This is a genomic window from Streptomyces bullii (assembly GCF_042657145.1).
GTDB classification, from domain to species: Bacteria; Actinomycetota; Actinomycetes; order Streptomycetales; family Streptomycetaceae; genus Streptomyces; species Streptomyces bullii.
In genome coordinates, this window is record NZ_JBHSNY010000011.1 from 1 (window position 1) to 18388 (window position 18388).

General features: G+C 73.0%; 15 protein-coding genes and 1 pseudogene. 4 read left to right on the forward strand and 12 right to left on the reverse strand.

Annotated features, from left to right (window positions below; genetic code table 11):
- Window positions 1-243: 243 nt before the first annotated feature.
- On the forward strand, window positions 244-759 hold the full coding sequence (locus tag ACFPZJ_RS29225; RefSeq protein WP_381027719.1) for a DinB family protein: 516 nt from the start codon (window positions 244-246) through the stop codon (window positions 757-759).
- Window positions 760-773: 14 nt separating this feature from the next.
- Here the strand turns inward: ACFPZJ_RS29225 and ACFPZJ_RS29230 are convergent.
- Window positions 774-1654, reverse strand: a protein-coding gene (locus ACFPZJ_RS29230) for an IS5 family transposase (protein WP_381028319.1) whose coding sequence is annotated in 2 segments (ribosomal slippage) — window positions 774-1303 and window positions 1303-1654 — 882 coding nt in all. Because the reading frame shifts where the segments join, the coding sequence is not laid out codon by codon here.
- 944 nt (window positions 1655-2598) lie between these two features.
- On the opposite strand from ACFPZJ_RS29230, the gene ACFPZJ_RS29235 reads away from it, so the two are divergent.
- Together ACFPZJ_RS29235 and ACFPZJ_RS29240 are read left to right on the forward strand one after the other, a co-directional pair.
- Window positions 2599-3036, forward strand: a complete 438-nt coding sequence (locus ACFPZJ_RS29235; RefSeq protein WP_381027721.1) for an NfeD family protein — start codon at window positions 2599-2601, stop codon at window positions 3034-3036.
- A gap of 29 nt (window positions 3037-3065) precedes the next feature.
- A complete protein-coding gene (locus ACFPZJ_RS29240; RefSeq protein ID WP_381027724.1) occupies window positions 3066-4175 on the forward strand; it encodes an SPFH domain-containing protein in 1110 nt (369 codons plus the stop codon).
- A gap of 89 nt (window positions 4176-4264) precedes the next feature.
- Here the strand turns inward: ACFPZJ_RS29240 and ACFPZJ_RS29245 are convergent, their stop codons facing one another.
- The 11 genes and pseudogenes from ACFPZJ_RS29245 to ACFPZJ_RS29295 all read right to left on the reverse strand — a co-directional run bounded on the left by ACFPZJ_RS29245 (window position 4265) and on the right by ACFPZJ_RS29295 (window position 16782).
- Window positions 4265-6025: an ABC transporter ATP-binding protein gene (locus tag ACFPZJ_RS29245; protein ID WP_381027726.1), complete on the reverse strand. Its 1761-nt coding sequence runs from the start codon at window positions 6023-6025 to the stop codon at window positions 4265-4267.
- Window positions 6022-7761, reverse strand: coding sequence for an ABC transporter ATP-binding protein/permease (locus tag ACFPZJ_RS29250; RefSeq protein WP_381027728.1), 1740 nt, complete (start codon window positions 7759-7761; stop codon window positions 6022-6024). The genes ACFPZJ_RS29245 and ACFPZJ_RS29250 overlap by 4 nt, the downstream gene beginning before the upstream one ends.
- Window positions 7758-8843, reverse strand: coding sequence for a SagB/ThcOx family dehydrogenase (locus ACFPZJ_RS29255; protein ID WP_381027731.1), 1086 nt, complete (start codon window positions 8841-8843; stop codon window positions 7758-7760). Before ACFPZJ_RS29255 ends, ACFPZJ_RS29250 begins: the two co-directional genes overlap by 4 nt.
- A 10-nt stretch (window positions 8844-8853) precedes the next feature.
- A complete protein-coding gene (locus ACFPZJ_RS29260) occupies window positions 8854-10233 on the reverse strand; it encodes a YcaO-like family protein (RefSeq protein ID WP_381027733.1) in 1380 nt (459 codons plus the stop codon).
- The gene (locus ACFPZJ_RS29265; RefSeq protein ID WP_381027736.1) at window positions 10230-11711 is read right to left on the reverse strand and encodes a CocE/NonD family hydrolase; all 1482 of its coding nucleotides are present in this window, start codon (window positions 11709-11711) and stop codon (window positions 10230-10232) included. Before ACFPZJ_RS29265 ends, ACFPZJ_RS29260 begins: the two co-directional genes overlap by 4 nt.
- Window positions 11708-12529, reverse strand: coding sequence for a hypothetical protein (locus tag ACFPZJ_RS29270; protein WP_381027739.1), 822 nt, complete (start codon window positions 12527-12529; stop codon window positions 11708-11710). Before ACFPZJ_RS29270 ends, ACFPZJ_RS29265 begins: the two co-directional genes overlap by 4 nt.
- 92 nt (window positions 12530-12621) lie before the next feature.
- The gene (gene amiA, locus ACFPZJ_RS29275; protein ID WP_381027742.1) at window positions 12622-12735 is read right to left on the reverse strand and encodes a streptamidine family RiPP; all 114 of its coding nucleotides are present in this window, start codon (window positions 12733-12735) and stop codon (window positions 12622-12624) included.
- A gap of 58 nt (window positions 12736-12793) precedes the next feature.
- A pseudogene (locus ACFPZJ_RS29280) lies at window positions 12794-13614 on the reverse strand (ABC transporter ATP-binding protein).
- Between the two features lie 17 nt (window positions 13615-13631).
- Window positions 13632-14639, reverse strand: a complete 1008-nt coding sequence (locus ACFPZJ_RS29285; RefSeq protein WP_381027745.1) for a FecCD family ABC transporter permease — start codon at window positions 14637-14639, stop codon at window positions 13632-13634.
- Window positions 14636-15712: a FecCD family ABC transporter permease gene (locus tag ACFPZJ_RS29290; protein WP_381028322.1), complete on the reverse strand. Its 1077-nt coding sequence runs from the start codon at window positions 15710-15712 to the stop codon at window positions 14636-14638. Before ACFPZJ_RS29290 ends, ACFPZJ_RS29285 begins: the two co-directional genes overlap by 4 nt.
- Window positions 15713-15804: 92 nt before the next feature.
- Window positions 15805-16782, reverse strand: coding sequence for an ABC transporter substrate-binding protein (locus ACFPZJ_RS29295; RefSeq protein ID WP_381028324.1), 978 nt, complete (start codon window positions 16780-16782; stop codon window positions 15805-15807).
- 93 nt (window positions 16783-16875) lie between these two features.
- On the opposite strand from ACFPZJ_RS29295, the gene ACFPZJ_RS29300 reads away from it, so the two are divergent.
- Window positions 16876-18075, forward strand: coding sequence for a TolB-like translocation protein (locus tag ACFPZJ_RS29300; protein ID WP_381027747.1), 1200 nt, complete (start codon window positions 16876-16878; stop codon window positions 18073-18075).
- Window positions 18076-18388 lie beyond the last annotated feature (313 nt).

An 18388-nucleotide genomic window follows, 5' to 3' on the forward strand; every position in this document is an offset into this window, starting at 1 on the left:
CGCGACCCGCGTCGCCACCGACCAGCTCAACGCCCGCGCCCGACCCTGGATCTGGGGCAGACCCGCACCACCCACCAGGCGCTTACACCGCCGATATGTGTACATCCTTTGAGGAACGCAGCACTAGGGCCTGTCCGACGGATCTTGCCGGGCCGCCGTACCCAAGGCGGATGAGGCAGTACTCGACGGGTCCCGCTCATTAATCACTCGACCGCCCCTCCGGCCTGCGAGAAACTCCCCACGATGACGCAACGAACCGATACGCCTCCCACCTGGGACGAGCGCACGCAGCTGATCACCTTCCTGGACTACGCCCGTGACACGGCGCGGGCCAAGTGCGAGGGCGTGTCCGCGGACGACGCCCGCAGGGCCCCGCTTCCGAACTCACCGCTGATGACCCTGTGCGGGCTGATCAGCCATCTGAGGTGGGTCGAATACCACTGGGTCCAAGTGATGCTCCTGGGGGAGGAACCCGCGGGTCCGCTCACGCAGGCGAGCGACGACGACCCCGACCCCGAGATGCGGACAGCGGTCGACATCCCGTTGCCCCAGCTTCTCGCCGAATATGAGGAGCAGAGCGACCGCTACCGTCGCCTGCTGTCCGACCACGACCTGAGCTCACGGGCCAAGCGCCCCATCAGCGACGGCCGCCACGTGGACCTCCGCTGGGTGATCCTCCACCTCATCGAAGAGATCTCCCGACACAACGGGCATCTCGACATCGTGAGGGAGCTCGTCGACGGACGGACCGGCGTCTAGGCCCCTTCGGCTGGTTACAAGCGGAGCCAGAGTCTGATCGAAGCGACGGTGATAGTGCCGTGGAAGACGTAGGCACGCTTGTCGAACCTCGTGGCCACAGCCCGGAAGTTCTTCAGGGCATTGATCGTTCGCTCAACTTCGTTCCTCCTCTTGTAGATCGTCTTGTCGAACCCGGTGGGTCGGCCGCCCCTGTTGCCCCGGCGCCGGCGGTTGGCCCGCTGGTTCCTCGGTTCGGGGATGGTGTGCTTGATCTGGCGTCGTCGCAGGTAGCGGCGGTTACGGCGGGAGGAATACGCCTTGTCGCCGCCGAGATGGCCCGGCCGGGTGCGTGGGCGCCCGCCATCGAGACGGGCAACTCGGATGCGTTCCATTACGGGGATGAGCTGCGGGGCGTCGCCCCACTGACCCGGCGTGATCAGCAAGGCCAGCGGGCGGCGTCCGCCTTCACCGGCGAGGTGGATCTTGCGGGTGAGGCCGCCCCGGGAGCTTCCGAGTCCCTCGTCGGGACGGTGCTGCCGGGGCGTTGTTCTTTTCCCGGCACTCACGGGCGCCTCTTGCGGGCCCCGGCGGCATGCTGGTGGGCCCGGCAGGAGGTGGAGTCCACGCTCACCATCGACCAGTCGATGCGGCCCTCTGCGTCGGCGTCGGCCAGGATGGCCGCGAAGATTCTGTCCCAGGTGCCGTCCGCCGACCAGCGTCGGTGCCGCTCGTATGCGGTCTTCCACTTGCCGAAACGTGCAGGCAGATCCCGCCAGGGAACGCCCGTGCGAATTCGGTACAAGATCCCGTTGATGATCCTGCGATGCCCCGCCCAACGACCGCCCCGCTTACCGGACGTCGGAAGATGCGGCCTCAGCCGGGCCCATTCCTCGTTCGTGAGATCTCCCCGCCCCATGGACATGCCAACGAGCCGAACCTGCAACGGTCACATGGTCCGCCGGACAGGCCCAAGTGATCTGCATCCGAGGGTGAGATCGGCCGAGGCCGACCGGGCCCGGTCGGAAGAGGTGGCCGTTCGTAGAGGTGCGGAGGTAGTCCCCAGAGCGAGAGTCGGACATCACGGCCGACCACCGGCAGGTTCCTCGGTGACCGGCTCACGCGCAGGCGGCCCAGGGCGGCGCATTCCGGGTGCCACCTGGTACCGGGCCGAGACGTCGACGACGTGCACGGCGGCCGGGCGGTCTTCCTGGCCCTTTTTCTGCCAGTGGTGTGAATCTTCGCCCGCACTTCGCGGGCGTCACCCGCCTGCCCTACGTCGACCCGGGCGGGGACGGGGCCGGACGCCAGGTCATCGGATCCGACGACCAGCTCCCGGTTGGCGGTCTGTTTCTGGACGCGGCACGGGCGCGGCGGCTCCGGTGACGCGCAACTGGCTGAGTGCGCGCCCCGCTCCCCGGCCGCGGCCGCGCAGTCCATCCCGCCCCGTCCCTTCCCCCTCACTCCAGCCAGGGACAGGGGCGCAGGCGACCGCAAAGCGGGATGTACGCTTCTCGCCGTCGCGGACCTGATGGTGATCCTGGCGGGCTCGCCGACCCTGCTCACCCGCCCCGACCATCGCCGGCGCCGACTACCTGGTGTGGCACGGCTGGGCGTGCTGCGACAGCCGGTCGAGTGATAGCCGGCGATCATCGCATCCCGTGGATCGAGGTCTCCGCGGCCACCTGGTTCTTGATCGTCTTCAGGCGCTCGTGATCACCGTGGCCGTCCGGCTGCCTGAGGGCAGCCCTGCCGATCAGTGCGAGTCTCGTTTCACCTTCAAGAAGCACAGCTGTCGTGTCTGTCTGCCCGGCGTTCCGGGCGGTAGCTTGGAGGAGAAGGCCCCTGAAGGAGGGCGATTCGATGCCGTGGTTCATATGGCTGCTCGTCGCCGCGGCACTGGGTGCCGCGGAGTTCTTCACCCTCACGCTGGTTTTCGGGTTGCTGGCGGGCGCCGCGCTGGTCGCCGCCGTGGTCGCTGGTGTGGGCATCGGCCTTCTCGGTCAGCTCCTGGCCCTCGCAGCAGCAGCGGCAGCGGGCCTCGTCGTCATCCGTCCCATCGCGCTGCGGCACATGGCACAGCAGCCCCTCACACGCGAGGGCAGTGATGCGCTGATCGGCAAGCGGGCCGAAGTCATGCAGGAGGTCACGGCGACGCGCGGCCTGATCAAACTGTCCGGCGAAGAATGGTCCGCCCGTGCCCTCGACGAGACCCTGGTCATCCCGGTGGGGGCGTTGGTGGACGTCATGGAGATCGAAGGCGCGACGGCCATCGTCTATCCCCGCGAACTTCTGCCGTGAACCTCTGAGCAGACAGCAATGGAGGCACTGTGGATCCAGTTGTCATCCCCATTCTCGTGGCGGCCCTTGTCGTCGTCTTCCTCGTGGCCTCCACCGTGCGGATCGTCCCGCAGGCGCGCCGCTACAACATCGAGCGGTTCGGCCGGTACCACCGGACGCTGCAGCCCGGCCTGAACCTGGTGCTGCCGGTGGCGGACCGCATCAACACCAAACTCGACGTGCGTGAGCAGGTCTATTCGTCCGACCCCAGGCCGGTGATCACCGAGGACAACCTCGTGGTGAACATCGACACCGTGCTCTACTACCAGATCACGGACCCGCGGGCGGCGGCCTACGAGGTCGCTGATTACCTCCAGGCGATCGACCAGCTCACCGTGACCACGCTGCGCAACGTCATCGGCAGCATGGACCTGGAGGAGACGCTCACCTCGCGTGAGGAGATCAACTCCCGGCTCCGCGCCGTCCTCGACGACGCCACCGGCAAGTGGGGCATCCGGGTCAACCGCGTCGAGATCAAGGCCATCGATCCACCGCACACCATCAAGGAAGCGATGGAGAAGCAGATGCGGGCCGAGCGTGACAAGCGCGCGGCCATCCTGCACGCCGAAGGGGAGCGGCAAGCCAAAATCCTGACCGCGGAAGGCACGAAGCAGAAGGACATCCTGGAGGCACAGGGCACGCAACAAGCCATGATCCTGCGGGCGGACGGCGAGGCCAAGGCGGTCGAGCTCGTCTTCCAGGCCGTCCACCGCAACAATGCCGACCCCAAGGTCCTGGCCTACAAGTACCTCGAGACGCTCCCGCACCTGGCGGGCAGCGACAACAACACGTTCTGGGTGATCCCGGGGGAGCTGACCGAGGCGGTTCGGACCGTCACGCGGGCGTTCGGTGACCAGTCGACGGCAGGCCCTCCCGCACCCGTGCAACCGGAGGAAGCAGCCACCGCCGGCGACAACGGCACCTCGGACGACATCCGGCTTCGACAGCTCGATGCAGGCTCGACCGTCTCCCTCGACGCCGCCGCGGCTGCTGACGAGGCCGAGAAGCAGGCCGCCGCCGCGGTGAGCGACGCCAAGGCGGAGGCCGAGGCTGCGAAGTCGCCCCAGGTACCGCGCCGGGGGCGGACGTCCGGCGACTGAGTCGAGCCGTCGGCTGCCGCCCGCATACTCCTCCGGCTCCTGCGTCGTGTCCTGACGCCCTCGCCTGTGGTCGGCCTCGGCCTGCCGCTTCAGGATGACGCGACGGCGAGTACGCGGTTGAGGGCACTGCCGGGGCGGGCTGTGAGTTCCTCCCAGGTGCCCTCCTCCGCGATACGGCCGGCTTCGAGGACGGCGACGCGGTCGGCACGGCGAATCGTGGCGGGGCGGTGGGCGATGACGATCGTGGTGCGGTGCCCTGTGCCGAGCGCGGTGGCGAGCTGGGCGTCTGAGGCGTTGTCCAGGTGGGCGGTGGTCTCGTCCAGGACGAGGACGCGCGGTTCGGCCAGCAGGGCGCGGGCGAGAGCGATGCGGGCGCGCTGGCCGCCGGACAGGGTGGCGCCGCGCTCCCCGACGAGGGTGTCCATGGTGGCGATCCGGTCGATGCCGCACAGCCGGGCCGTTTCGGCGAGCAGGTCTTCGTCGGCGTCGGGGGTGCCCAGGCGAAGGTTCTCGGCGAGGGTTCCGTGGAAGAGGGGGGTGTCCTGGCCCACCACGGCGACGGCTGCGCGGAGTTGGGCGTCGGTCAGGTCGCGGAGATCGACCGGGTCCTCTCCCTCGGGCACCAGCTGGACGGCTCCCTGGGAGGGATCCCAGAAGCGGGCCAGCAGGTGGGCACACGTCGACTTGCCGGCCCCCGAGGCACCGACCAGGGCGAGCGTCGTCCCCGCTGGAACCGTCAGGTCGACCCCGTTCAGTACGGGCCGGCCCCCGTAGTCGAAGCTCACCCGGTGCAGCCGGACGCCCAGCGGGCCCGGGCGAAGCGGGCGGGGTGAGGCGGGCGGCGGGGCGAGCGCGGGGGCGTTCCGGGCCGCGTCGACGCGGGCGGCCGCGGCGCGCAGTCCCACCGCCCGGCTCACCGCCCTGGCCGACTCGGCGACCGGGCCGAGCACCGACAGGGCCAGCGCCATCGCCGCCGGGGCCCATGCGCCGTGCAGGCGCCCGGAGGTCACGGACTGGGCCGCGGCGGCCACCACGCCGAGGACCGCGAGGACGATGAGGGCGTCGCGAACAGCGGCGGCCACGGCTTCCCAGGTGGCCTCGGCCCGCTGCGCCTCCCCCACCCTTCGGCCCTGTTCGGCGAGCCGACCGCGTCGCTCGGTCAGCCCTCCGAAGGCGAGCAGCTCGCGCAGCCCGTCGACGGTCTCCACGGTGTCGGCCGACAGCTTCGCGGCGGCCGACCGGGTACGGGCTCCCCGGACCGCACGTCCGCGCGCGTCGGCGAAGGGCGCCACGGCGAGCAGCACGGCGACCGGCAGCACCGCCACCAGCAGCCACGGCTCCACCGTGGCCAGCACCGCGGCCCCGCCGGTGAACACCACACCCGAGGCGAGGAGTTGGGCCGTGGTGTGGGCGTAGAAGAACTCCAGCGCCTCCACATCGGCCATCGCGGTGGCGGCCAGGTCTCCGCTTCGCTTGCCGGCCACCGGGGCGGGCGCGCTGCGGGCGAGCCCGTCGAAGATCCGCACGCGCAGTTCGGCCAGCACCCGGTAGGCCAGGTCGTGCGAGAGGTCCATCTCGCGCCAGGTCATCAGGGCGCGTACGAGGACGAGGACGATCAGGGCGGTGACCGTTCCGGCGGACGGGGCGCGGTCCTCGATGACGGCGGTTCCGACGGTGTGCGCGGCCAGCGTCAACAGCGCGACCAGCGAGCCCTGTTCGAGGAGGGCGGCGGCGCAGGTGCGGGCCATCATGGCGCGGTGCCCGGCGAGGGCGGGCAGCAGGGCGCGCAGTGAGCCGCGCGGGGGCACGGCGGCCGGATCGGCCGTGGTGGGGTCGGTGGTGCTGCTCATGCGGCGAGCCCTTCTCGATGAGTGCGGCCCGCCTTGACGAGGTCGGCGTAGACGCCCCCGGCTTCGACGAGGGTGGCGTGTTCTCCGATGGCGTCCACGCGTCCGCCGTCCAGTACCACGATGCGGTCGGCGTGCCGGACGGCGGCGAGCCGGTGGGCGACCACCAGGACGGTACGGCCGCCCGCGGCCTCGAGGAGTTCGCGGACGATGTCCGCCTCGCGGCGTTCGTCGACCGCGCTGGTGGCCTCGTCGAGGACGAGCACCCGGGCATCGGCCAGCAGGGCGCGGGCGAGGGCGAGTCGTTGCCGCTGGCCCCCGGACAGGGTGGCGCCGCGTTCACCGAGGACGGTGGCGTAACCGTCGGGGAGGGCGGCGATCTCGTCGTGGACGCCGGCGGTGCGCGCCGCCCGTACCAGCTCGTCGTCCGTGGCGGCCGGCCTGGCCAGGCGCAGGTTGTCGGCGATGGTGGCGTGGAAGAGGTACGTCTCCTGGGAGACGACGGCGATGCCCCGCGGCAGCGAGTCGAGGGCGTACCGGTCCACGTCGCGGCCGCCGATGGAGATCCGGCCACGCTGCGGGTCGCCGTGGCGCAGGAGCAGGGCGAGCAGCGTGGACTTGCCCGCGCCCGACGGGCCGACGATCGCCGTGGTGCGCCCTGCCTCGGCGGTGAAGGTGATCCCGCTCAGGGCGGGTGCCTCCGCGTCGCCGTAACGGAACTCGACGTCTTCGAAGCGCACTTCGGGTGGGGTCGGCCAGTGCGCCTGTGCTGTTCCGGTGTCGCGGACGGCGGGTTCGGCGGTGCGCAGCGCCGCGATCCCGTCCGCGGCCGACACGCCGAGGTACCCGGCGTGCCATTCGCGGGACAGGTCGCGGACGGGCCGGAAGCACTCGGAGGCGAGGAGCAGCACCAGGTAGGTGCCCGTCGGCGTGGTGGATCCGGTGACGGCCGACCAGCAGCCGAGCAGCGCGGCGGTCACGACTCCGCCCTGGATGGCCAGATCGGTCAGGCCGGTGTCGACGAGCGACACGCGGAGCTTGGCGACGGTCGCCCGGTGCAGCGCCGCCGAGCGCTCCTGAAGCCGCTCCCGTGCTCGCCCGACGGCGCCCGCGGCCCGCAGCGCGGACATGCCCTGCAGGGCCTCCAGATAGTCGGCGCCCAGACCCTCGTAGGTGTCCCAGTGTTCCTTGCCGCGCTTGGCGAGGAGCCGGTCCCAGGCGCGCGGTCCGGCCAGGGCGAGCAGCAGGGCGGGGACGAGGCCGAGGAGCGCGCGCGGTTCGACGGCGGCCACGGCGGCGAGCAGCAGGGGCGGCACGGTGAGGGTGATGAGGAGCTGGGGCAGGTAGCGGGAGACGTAGGCGTCGACGCCCTCCACTCCGTCGACGAGTGTGGTGCGGACGGCCCCGGCGCGGGCGGTGGTGAGACGCGCGGGCCCGAGCCGTCCCAGGTGGGCGAGGAGTTCGTCCCTCAGGCCCACTCTGACCTGTGCCCCGGCGCGTGTGGCGGTACGTCGCTGCCCGTTGTCGAGCACGGCCCGGGCGGCGACGACGGCGAGCACGGCCCCGAGGAGCAGGGGAAGCCGGTCCGTGTCGCCCCGGGCCAGGTCGGCGAGGGCGACGGCGAGCAGCACGGCCTGCGCGAGGTGGGTGAGGGTGACGGCCCCCTGCAGGAGGGTGGCCGCGAACAGGGGGCGCCGGGCGTGCCGTGCGGCGCGGCGCAGCTCGGGGTGGACGATCACGAGGTCCTCTCCTCGGAGTGGGTGGTGCCGAGGGCCAGACCGTGGACGATCCAGTCCTTGCCCGGCGTGGCGCCGAGTGCGGCGCCCAGATCTGCCTGCTGCCAGGAGCCGACCGGACGGGCTGCCGGCCCGTGTCGTACGGCGGCCACGTGGGCCAGGTGGACGGCGAATCCGGCGCGCAGGTGTGCCCGGCGGATCAGCGGGGCTTCGGCGTCCGTGGGGCAGCCGTAGCCGAGCAGGACCGCGCCGGCCTCCGCGATCCATCCCTGGCCCGCGGCCCAGGCGGCGAGCGTCGGCCGGGCCTCCCCCGCGGCGAGCCGCCGCAGTGTGCCGTCCGGGGCCAACTCCACGAGTTGGGGCTGCGGTTCGCCGACGGCCACGCACCAGGAGAGCTCGCCGGCGCTCGCGTCGACAGCGGTGGCGAGCAGCGCCCTCAGGACGTCGTGGGGCGGGGTGCCTCGCAGCGGTGGCGGGGCGCTGCGGCGGGCGAGCAGCTCGTCAGCGGTGGGCCGGTCCGGGGGCGGGCGGTGCACACCCTTGGATGGTCCGAAGTGCACTGCGGCCTGGGAGTCCCCGCTGAGCCCGTCCCAGCGGTGCTCGGGCTCCGCGAGACCCAGCGCCCGCCCGGCGAGCACGAGCGCCGCAACGGCGTGCCCGGTGTCCAGAAGGATCAGCGGCCAGGCGCGGTGGCCGTAGTGGGAGACCGTGCGCCGCGGGGTGACGCAGAGTTCGACGGTCACTCCGGGCGACGCGCCGTCGGGTGCCGGGCCGAGTCGGTGCACGCGGTGGGCCAGTGGGTCGTAGCCGTAGCGGCCGGGCGGCAGCGAACAGTCGGTGCCCACGACGAGCCGGGCGTCCACCGGATGCAGCGCGCCCGCGGACGGGGCGGGCCGCAAACGCCCGGCATCGTCACAGGCCGCCAGCGAGAGGCGGAGCAGCCGGCCCAGATCCAGTTCCCCGGGCCCGGGCTGCGGCAGGGCGCCCGGCGGCCCAGGCCACGCGCGGACGGCGCGACCGGCGGGCGTGTCCGGGCCAGGCTGCTCGGGCGAGCGGGCGCGGGCGAGGGCGGTGACGAGATCCACGGGGCGGCCCTCACATGTGGGGCGGAGGAGCGAGTGTGAAGTCCTCCGGCCCGGTCGGCGCGGTCGTACGCCAGCCACGTTCGACTGCGGCCTCGGCGAGGCGCGGACAGCCGAAGTAGCCGAAGGCGGCGGGCGCGTTGGGGAGAAGACCGGAGACGAGGACCCGCGCGACGCGCAGCGAAGTCTCGGCGACGTCCTCGGTGGTGACGTCGAACGTCATGACGCGATGGCCCCGGTCGTGGAGCGCGCGCTGAAGCCGCTCCCGGCTGCCCGGCTCGACCGCCTCGATGGACACGACCCCGTGCGCGGGATCGGTGAACCGCCGTGCCTCGGGCGCCATCCGCTCGTCCAGCCACACCTGCACGTGCGCGCCCAGGTCGCGTACGTGCTCGAAGTGTTCGCCGCAGGCGTCGAGGTAGCGGCCGTCCTCGCGGTGGTCCAGGTAGAGGCCGCGGGCGAGCAGCCCGGCCTCGACGGCCTGGAACACCCAGCCGTCGGGATCGGTGAGGCCCTGGGTGAACACCCAGGTGTGGACGGCTTCGAGCACGGCCTTGCGGGCGGCCTCGGCCGGGTCGTACTTGCAGGCGAACCCGGCGGCGTACAGGCCGAGCCGGGGGTCGTGGACGAGCGCGGCCATGCAGGGGGCGAACTCCGAGGGCATCTCGGCGACCCATACCTCGAGCCCGGATCCGGCGAGGTCGTCGGTCAGACCGGGCACACTGGCCGGGTCGATGCCACGGGTCGGGCCGTCGAGGTGCCACCACAGCTCCAGCGCGTCACGCTCGACGATCTCCAGCAGGCCGCGCTCGACGGCGTCGTCGAACCCCTGCCCGGTGGCGATGCCCGCGTAGTTGAGGTGGTGGGTGCGGGGCAGTGAACGCAGTTCGCCCTGGCGCCAGTTGAGGTGGGTGAGGGCCACCGGCGCCCACACCTCGGCCGTCCCCCCGCCGGGCAGCCGCTCCTCGCCGCGCGTCCACAGGGACGGGGTGTCGGGGGTGAGGGGGCGGTAGGGGAACTTGTCGCGGGTGTACTGCCAGTCGGCGTACGAGGGCAGCTCGCCCGGCCCGTACAGCCGCAGGCCCTTGTCGGCCAGCTCGGCGGCCGTGGCACGCAGCGGTGCGTCGGGGTGGCCGGGCGGTGGTACGCGGTTGCCGCAGTACCGTTCGAGTCCCTCGGCTATGGCGGCTGTGCGCGCGCCCTCGGGGTCGCCGAAGGTGGTGCCGAGCGACACCCGGTCGGCGGGCCACAACCCGAGCCTGCGCGCGTCGGCGATCTCCGCCGTGAGCGCGGTGTAGCGGGGAGGCGCGCCCGCGGGGTGCGCGACGGGCTCCACCTTGCGGACGATGCCGCAGACGGGGTCGACGAGAGCTTCCAGCGGCAGCGCCGTCATCGCAGGATCTCCTCTGCGGGATCGGTGGGAGTGGGACGGGACCGGAGCACGGGCAGCCGCAGCGCCACGCGCCCTGGGTCGACCGTGCGCCGGGAAGCGAGCAAGCGGGTGGCCGTGACCGGGTCGTCGCCGGTGTGGGGATTGCGGGCGTGGGCCGGGAAGTGGTGCCCGGTGATTTCCAGGCGGAGCCGGGTGCCCGCCGGCAGCCGCCGTGCGAGCCGGCCGAGCACCACGCTGAACTCGGCGGCCTGCCCCGGAGGGTCCGCCCGCCGCACGACGCCGACGGCCAGCCGCTCGGCCGTTCCTTCGGGTGTGACCGCGGCGAGTCTGGCGAACCAGTCGGCGGACGGTGTGTCGGCGGTGGCCCGCAGCCGCACCTCGGCGGGCCCGACGAGGTCCAGCGGGCGAGGCAGCGGCGCGGTGACGAGCAGGCAGCGGTCGGGCGTGCCGTCGGTGGGGACGGTCAACTCATCGGAGCGGGCGGGTCGTCCGGGGTCGGCGGTGAAGGAGGCGCCGTGCAGCAGCCGTAGGTTCGGACGGTACGGCTCCCCCTCCGTGCCGGCGGACATCCACAGCGGGCTGCCGCCCAGCCCGACCGCGCCGCGCTGCCCGTGCCCGAGCTCCCCGGCGAGGGCGAGACGGGCCCAGCGGGCGTAGAGGTCACCGAGGCTCACCCGGTGTGCCGGTGTGGCGTCAGGTCCGGGGCTCGCGACGAGGCGGTGGCCCCAGGGGCCCATCAGCAGGCGTGCCGAGGGTCCGCCCCAGCGGTTCCACAGCGCGACGGTGTCCTCCGTGAAGTGGTCGTGGTGGCCGCCCACCGCGAGCAGCGGCATCTGAGCACGTTCGGCCCGTGCGCCGGACCGGCCGCGCTCATGGTGCCGCCACACGCCCGGCCAGGAGGGAACCTCACGGCCCAGTCGCGCCGGGAGGTCGCTCACCGGCAGGTGGGCGAGCAGCCCGGGGTCGGCGGCGAGGGCCTTGTGCAACGCTTCCTCGTCGGAGTCGCGGCGGTCGCCGTGGGCCGCCCACCATCCGGCGCGGGCCGCCAGCCGTTCCACGCCCGAGGGTTCGCGCGCCGTCTCGGCGGTGCCCAGCGCGGGCACGGCCGCGATGACGGCGTCGGGACGGGCGTCCTCCGGTGCGTCGAGCGCCAGGGCGAGCGCGCAGTGCGCGGCATAGGAGGCGCCCGCCGCCAGCAGCCGACCGTCGCTCCAGGGCTGCCGGCGGATCCAGCGGGCGGTGGCCGCTCCGTCGGCGGCCTCGTTCTCGTACGGGTGCCACTCCCCCGCCGAGGCGTGCCGGCCGCGTACGTCCTGGGCCAGTGCGGCGAACCCGCGCCGTGCCCAGCCGCGCAGCTCGGCGTGGTGGCGTCGCCGGTCGTAGGGCGTGCGGACGAGGACGGCCGGGAAGGGCCCGTCGCCGTCCGGGAGTTGGATGTCGACGGCGAGGCCCTCGACGGCCGCGGTGAACGGCGTCATCGGGTCTTCTCAGGCATCGGGGCGACGTCGGGGACCGGCAGGACGGGATGCTCGGTGACGTTCAGCGTGCGCAGGTCGACACGGCGGAGCCGGCGCCGGGCGGGCAGTCCGCCTGGGTCGGGGGCGCCGGTGGCCCACCGGGTGAGGTCGTCGGCGAGCAGGGCGGCGACGAATCCAGCCGCGGGAGCCGTGAGCCGGACGGACCGGCCGGATGTACGAGGGCCGCTCCAGTAGGCGTCCAGCTCGCGGTGCGCGGGCGTGGCGGCGAGCCGGCGGGCGCGGACGTGGGCGGAGGTGACGTCACCGGTAGCGGCCGCGAGGGGTTCGACGTACGCCTGCCAGCCCTCGCGGTGACAGCGCAGCCAGGCGACACCGCGCTCGGGCAGGCGGTCGGCCGCGTCCCACAGCCCTTCGGGCACGGGCCCGTCGAGGCACCACACGACAGCGGCGGGCTGTCCGTGCGTCGCGTCCTCGGGCGCTGTCGGCTGCGGCTCGGCGCCCTCGGCCCGCAGGTACGCGGCCAGTGGTCCGGTCAGCACGGGGTCGCCCACCAGCCGGACGTCCCGGCGCTCGCCGGGCCATGCCGGGCGCTGCGGACCCTCTGCCAGGTATCCGGCGTCCGCGAAGGCACGGACCAGGCGGTCGAGTTCGGCGTCCGGCTCGCCCGTCGCCGTGCCGGACAGCCGGGCGAGCAGGGCGTCCTGGACCGTCTCGCCGGTCCGTACGCTGAGGAACTCCCCGTCGGCCGTACGGACGGCGAGCCCTCTCCCGGGCACGGCGACGACCTCGACACCGGGTGCGAGCTGGCTGCGGGACACGTCGGTTCTCCTGTCGGGAAGGGCCGGAGGTGGGTGTGGGCCCGCCCGGAAGGCATCGGGCGGGCCCACGGTCAAGGGCGCTTATCCCTTGCTCACTCCTCGGTGTCGTCGAAGGGGTTCTCGACAAGCGCGTTGGAGTGGGTGGCCGAGGCGTGGGCCAGCTGTCCCTGGTCGGCGATCGGCGCGAAGACCTGCTCGTTCTCCATGAACTCTCCTTAAGGACAAGGGAGATGCGGCGTTCTGATGAGCGCCGCACTGCACAACCTAATGAATATGATTTTCATTTACTAGCCCGGGAGAGGGTGATCCGGGTAACACACCGGCCAGCCGCCCTCGGGGTCCCGGCCGACCCGTCCCGCCACCTGGAGGACATCCGCCAGCAGTGCGGGCGTGACCACTTCCTTCGGAGCTCCGTCGGCCACCACGCGGCCGTCCCGCAGTGCGACGATCCGCTCGGCGAACCGGGCGGCGTGCGCCAGGTCGTGCAGCACCATCACGACGGTGAGACCGCGCTCCTCACGCAGCCGGACCACGGTCTGCAGCACATCGAGCTGGTGATGCAGGTCCAGGTAGGTGGTCGGCTCGTCGAGCAGCAGGACACGGGTGTCCTGGGCGAGTGCCATCGCGAGCCGCACCCGCTGCCGTTCACCCCCGGACAGCGCGTCGACATCGCGCTCGGCCCACTCCTCCACGCCGACGTCACGCAGGGCACGCCGCACCACGGGATCGTCGCCCTCGCGCAGCATGCCGAGCGGGCCCCGCGCCGCGTAGCGCCCCTGACGTACGAGCTGCCGTACGGTCATGCCGGGGACGGCCGGGGCCGACTGGTGCAGCAGCGCGACACGCCGGGCGGTGGCACGCCGGGAGAGCCGGGCGAGGTCGTCCCCGCCGAGCAGGACGCGTCCCCCGTCCGGCCGCAGCAACCCGGCGGCGAGCCGCAACAGGGTCGACTTGCCGCAGCCGTTGAGCCCGATGAGGGCGGTCAGCTCGCCCGGTTCGACGGTCATGTCGACGCCGCGCAGCACGGGTCGGCCGGGGTAGCCGAAGCGGACCTCCTCGACGCGGATCCCCACGGACTCGGTCATGCTTCCCTCCGTCGACATCAGAACGTACGGCTCGGCGCGCGGCGCACGACGACCAGCAGCAGCGCGGCCCCGAGGCAGGTGGTGAGCGCCCCGACCGGCAGTGTGAGCCGCCCGAAGTCCAGGGCGGCCGCCAGCAGCCGTGACAGCAGCTGCGCCGCCGCGTCCGCCCCGCACACCACGGCCGCCCCCACCAGGGCGGCACCGGGCAGCGACAGCCGCAGGTCCGCGCCGAACACGGCCACGGCGACATGCGGTACGAGCAGCCCGACGAACCCCAGCGCGCCCACGGCGGCCACCGCGCCCGCCGTCAGCGCCACCGCGCACAGCAGGGCGAGGGTGCGGGCCCGTCGGGTGGACAGTCCTGCCGCGGTGGCGAGTTCGTCCCCGCAGCGCAAGAGGGTCAGCGGCCCGGCGAGCAGCCATGCCGCGCCGCCCCAGGCCAGCGCCCAGGGCCACAGCAGGTGCCAGTGCTGCCACACCCGGCCCTCCGTGGTGCCGACGAGCCACTGCACGACGCTGCCCAGCTCACCCGGCGCGACCAGCAGCACCATGGCGGTGAGTCCGCCGAGCACCGCCGAGACGAGGACTCCGTGCAGGGCGGTCTGCGCCGGGTCGCCCCGGCCGCGTCCGGCGAGCAGCCACAGCAGCGCGGCTCCCGTGCAGCCCCCCACGCACGCGGCGGCGACCACGGCCAAGGGCGATTCCCACCCCGCGAGGCCGAGGCCGGTCGCGGTGACGGCCCCGAGCACGGCGCCCGGCGTCACACCCGTGACCTCGGGACCGGCGAGGGGGTTGCGCAGCGCGGACTGCAGGACCAGGCCCGCGACGCCCAGGCACGCTCCCGCACCGAGGGACACCAGCAGCCGGGGCAGCCGGAGCTGGAAGAAGATGTGCCGTTCCGTCGCGTCGCCGCCTCCCCCGAGCACGTCCCAGGCCACGGCCGGGGACATGCCCCGCCCCGCCAGCAGTCCGGCGCAGGCGCACGCGACGACGAGCGCGACGAGCGCCCCCAGACGCCGGTTCATCGGCCCTCCCCCGCTCCGGTTGCCGCGTCGGGCTCCTGTCTGTGGCCATGCCCTCGGATCTCCGGGGAAGGTTCCCGGCCCGACTGTTCGGAGCGCACGGCCTCGCACCCCGCCGCTCGGCGCAGGGCAGCCGGCCTTCGCGTGCCCGACCTGAGCAGGGCGACCCCGGCCGGCACGCCGAGCAGGGCCGTCCAGGCGCCGACCGGTGTCTCGACGGGCGCCAGGGCGAGCCGGGCCGGGATGTCGGCGACGGCCACCACGACCGCACCCCACGCCGCCGACCAGGGCAGCCAACACACGGCGTCTGCGGCAGGGTTGAGCCTGCGCGCCAGGTGGGGGGCGAGGAACCCGACCCACGCCACCGGCCCGCACACGGCCGTCACGGGCGCGATCAGCACGACGGCGATGGCCAGAGCGGCCACCCGCGCCCGCTGCGCCCGGACACCCAGCGCCTCGGCGTCCTCGTCCCCCAGCCGCAGCACCGACAGCACCGGCGCGCACAGCACGAGCGCGGGTGCCGCGACGAGCAACCAGGGCCACAGCCCGGTGACGTCGTCCCAGGTACGGGCGGACAGCGAGCCGAGCAGGTACCGGTAGATCAGCTGGAGGTCGAGCTGGTCGGCCATCACCATGAGCACGAGCAGCGCGGCCTGCAACGCGGCGGCGACCGCGGCCCCGGTGAGCAGTACGGCGGACGGGCCGCGCCCCAACCCGGCCGCGAGCAGGGTGAGTCCGCCGCCGAGCACGGCCCCGCCGATCGCCAGCAGCGGCTGGACGGCGGCGGGAATGGACACCGCCAGCACCAGCGGCGCGGCGACGCCGAGCGCGGCTCCCGACGACACCCCCAGCATCTCGGGAATGGCGAGGGGGTTGCGCAGCGCCTCCTGCAACACGAGCCCCGCGGCCCCCAGGCAGGCTCCGGCGACCAGCGCCAGCGCCAGCCGGGGCACGCGGAGTTCGGTGACGACGATGCCGGCGAGGGTGGCGTCGGCATCCCGCAGCGCAGCGGGCAGCTGATACAGCGGCACGTAGGGGGTGCCGAGGGTCAGTGCGCAGCCGGAGGCGACGGCCACCAGTGAGACCAACAAGGGCAGTTGCCACGGCGCGGCCCTTCGCCCGCGCCTGGTCACGTCACCCGCTGCGGCCTTGGTCGCAGGGGGTGCGCTCACCGCAGCGCGGCCGTGGCCTCGTCGAGAACGATGCCGAGCGAGCGGGTGCCGCGTCCCTTGGCCCACACCTCGGCGTTCACCTCGTGGACGTCCCCGTTCTTCACGGCCGGGATCTTGCCCCACAAAGGGTTCTTGGCCAGCTTTTCGGACAGCTTGCCGTCCGTCTCGCCGAAGCTGATCGTCTCGGAGAAGATCACGTCGACGTCCGCCGCGAGGATCTCCTCCAGGCTGTAACTTCCCTCCACGCCGCGCGACTTCCAGGGGTAGTCGGCCAGCTTGGGGAACAGGCTGGCGGCCACGTCCGTCTCCGGTGTGGCGACGCCGAAGTTCTCGTCACTGCCGTAGATGACGAGCGCGGTCTTGTCGCTCCTGGCCCGCTCGGCCTCGGCGAGCTTGGTGCGGAAGGTCTTCTCGGCCTTCTCGCCTTCGGCGGTACGGCCGGTGAGCGCGGCGGCATCGCGCAGGTAACCCACGCTGTCCTGCCAGGTCTCCGGCTGCATGGGCCAGAACGTGGTCGCGCCCTTCAGCGCCGGGGCGAGCTTGCCGTGGGTGTCCTTCAGGCCGATCACGAGATCGGGCTTGTGAGAGAGGATCGCCTCCACCTCGGGAGCGATGAAACCGCCGGGAATGACGTCGACTTCCTTGGCCTTCTCCGCGCCCAGGAAGTCGGGGTGGGCGAGGAGTGCGCTGTTCGTGGCCGTGGGGACGATGCCGAGCTCGGTCAGGATGTCGTCGCAGAGCGCGAAGAGGCAGACGATGCGCGTCGGTTCGTCCTTCAGGGAGATCTTGACGCCGGTCGCGTCGGTCAATTCACGTGTGGCCTTGATCGGTTCGACAGTGACGTCGGTCTTCGGCCCGGCGGCGGCGTTCTGCTTGCTCGCGGGTTCGGTGGCCGCGCCGCATCCGACCAGGACCGAGCCCACTACCGCTGCGGCGAGGCAGCTTCGGACGAATCTCGACGGTGAGCACAGCATCGATGCCCTCGCTTCTTCCTTGATGGTCCCCAGACCCCCCGAACATACATGATAATCGTTTTCAGTTGATCCTTTTTGGCGATGGAGGCACCGATGACCGCCGGTCCACTGCTGCTCGTCTCCGACCACGTCGGGGGATCCGTCCATGTGCTGACGGTGCCGGATGGCATCGAGACGGGCCGTCTGAACGGCCGGCATCTCTCCGAGCACGCCGGGTTCCTGGCCCTGCCCGGCGGTCGGGTGGCCTGCGTCGACGACCGCAGGGGCGAACTGCTGGTGCTCGACCCGTTCGGCCACGAGCTGGTGGAGGCCGCGATCCCGGTCGCCGTGCCGGCCGAGCACCTCGCCGCCGACCCGTCCGGCCGATGGGTGGCCGTCACGACGGGCCTGGGCGAGAACGCCGAGCCGTGGTCGGATCTGCTGACGGTCGTCGATCTCGCCACGGGAGACGCGGCCCGGGTGCGCACACGCGTGGGCGAGCCGGGAGTGACCGTACTGGGCAACGGCGACCCCCTCGTCGTCCTGCGGCACAGGGAGCCCGGCGCCCTGGCCGTCCACCGGTTCGCCGACCTGCTCGGCGCGCCGCCCGGCTGCCCGACGGCAACGGCTCACGCACACCTCCCGCTGCCTGACGACGGACACGGGGACGCCCATGTCCCGGACCTGTGCCAGGTGTTGGCGGCCACCGGCGAGGGTGTGCACCGGGCACGCCGAAAGGGCGAGGCCCTCGTCGCGGAGCCGGTGATTCCGTGGGGCTCGCCCGCCCGTGGCTGGTATCTGCGGCTCGACACGCGACGGCCGGCCCTGTGGTCGACGCTGCGGGGCGGCCCGGCGGACCCGCTGCGGTGGCCGGAGTGGACGAACCAGGCGTGGTGCCACGACCTGGACACCGACCGTACGACCCGGACGGAGCTCGGCCCAGGGCTGGTCTTCCGGCTCGCCCTCGCCAAGGACCACACCGCCTTCACCCGCATCCACCCGGACGGCGACGAACTGATCCTCCTGGACGCCGACGGCAGGACCGCCCGCCGCGTCCCCCTCCCCGCCATGGACGGCGCACCCCGCCGCGGCGGCACCCCCTGGGACGGTGTCCAGCGCCGGGCGGTGGCCGCGTCACCGGACTCGGACTGGGTCGCGGTCACCCGGGGCGGCCACGGCGAGGTCCACGTCATCGACGCCCGTACGGGCACTGAGGCAGCTTGTCTCAAGCTGGGCACGCCGTTGCATCACGGCGGCCACGCGATACTGCGCACACCGTCGGACAGGGCCGAAGGTGACCCTGTGGGACGGTGACGCCCATCGAGACCGAACCGACCGCCTCGCACAGATCAGCACCCCGACCGGGGCCGCCGCCGTGCGGTGGCCCCACAGCAGGGTCAGTCCGGGAGCGATGAGGACGGCATGGCCTTCGGTGATGACCACCTTCTCGTTCTGCGCTGCCGCGGTCGTCTAGGATTCACGTCCCGCGATCGCTTGCTGACCCACCTCAGGGCGAGCCTCGGCAATGGATGACACCGTCCTCATGCTCTGTCGCGGCGGGGTCCACGGGCCGCGTCTCTCTCGCGTTCCAGCAGCGCCTCCAGCCTGGTCTCGCCGCGCAGGACGT

Bases quoted from the DNA above. Each gene is read 5' to 3' on its own strand.
- ACFPZJ_RS29225 (WP_381027719.1), top strand. From the start codon at position 244: ATGACGCAACGAACCGATACGCCTCCCACCTGGGACGAGCGCACGCAG.
- ACFPZJ_RS29235 (WP_381027721.1), top strand. From the start codon at position 2,599: ATGCCGTGGTTCATATGGCTGCTCGTCGCCGCGGCACTGGGTGCCGCG.
- ACFPZJ_RS29245 (WP_381027726.1), bottom strand. From the start codon at position 6,025: ATGAGCAGCACCACCGACCCCACCACGGCCGATCCGGCCGCCGTGCCC.
- ACFPZJ_RS29260 (WP_381027733.1), bottom strand. From the start codon at position 10,233: ATGACGGCGCTGCCGCTGGAAGCTCTCGTCGACCCCGTCTGCGGCATC.
- ACFPZJ_RS29265 (WP_381027736.1), bottom strand. From the start codon at position 11,711: ATGACGCCGTTCACCGCGGCCGTCGAGGGCCTCGCCGTCGACATCCAA.
- amiA (WP_381027742.1), bottom strand. From the start codon at position 12,735: ATGGAGAACGAGCAGGTCTTCGCGCCGATCGCCGACCAGGGACAGCTG.
- ACFPZJ_RS29285 (WP_381027745.1), bottom strand. From the start codon at position 14,639: ATGAACCGGCGTCTGGGGGCGCTCGTCGCGCTCGTCGTCGCGTGCGCC.
- ACFPZJ_RS29295 (WP_381028324.1), bottom strand. From the start codon at position 16,782: ATGCTGTGCTCACCGTCGAGATTCGTCCGAAGCTGCCTCGCCGCAGCG.
- ACFPZJ_RS29300 (WP_381027747.1), top strand. From the start codon at position 16,876: ATGACCGCCGGTCCACTGCTGCTCGTCTCCGACCACGTCGGGGGATCC.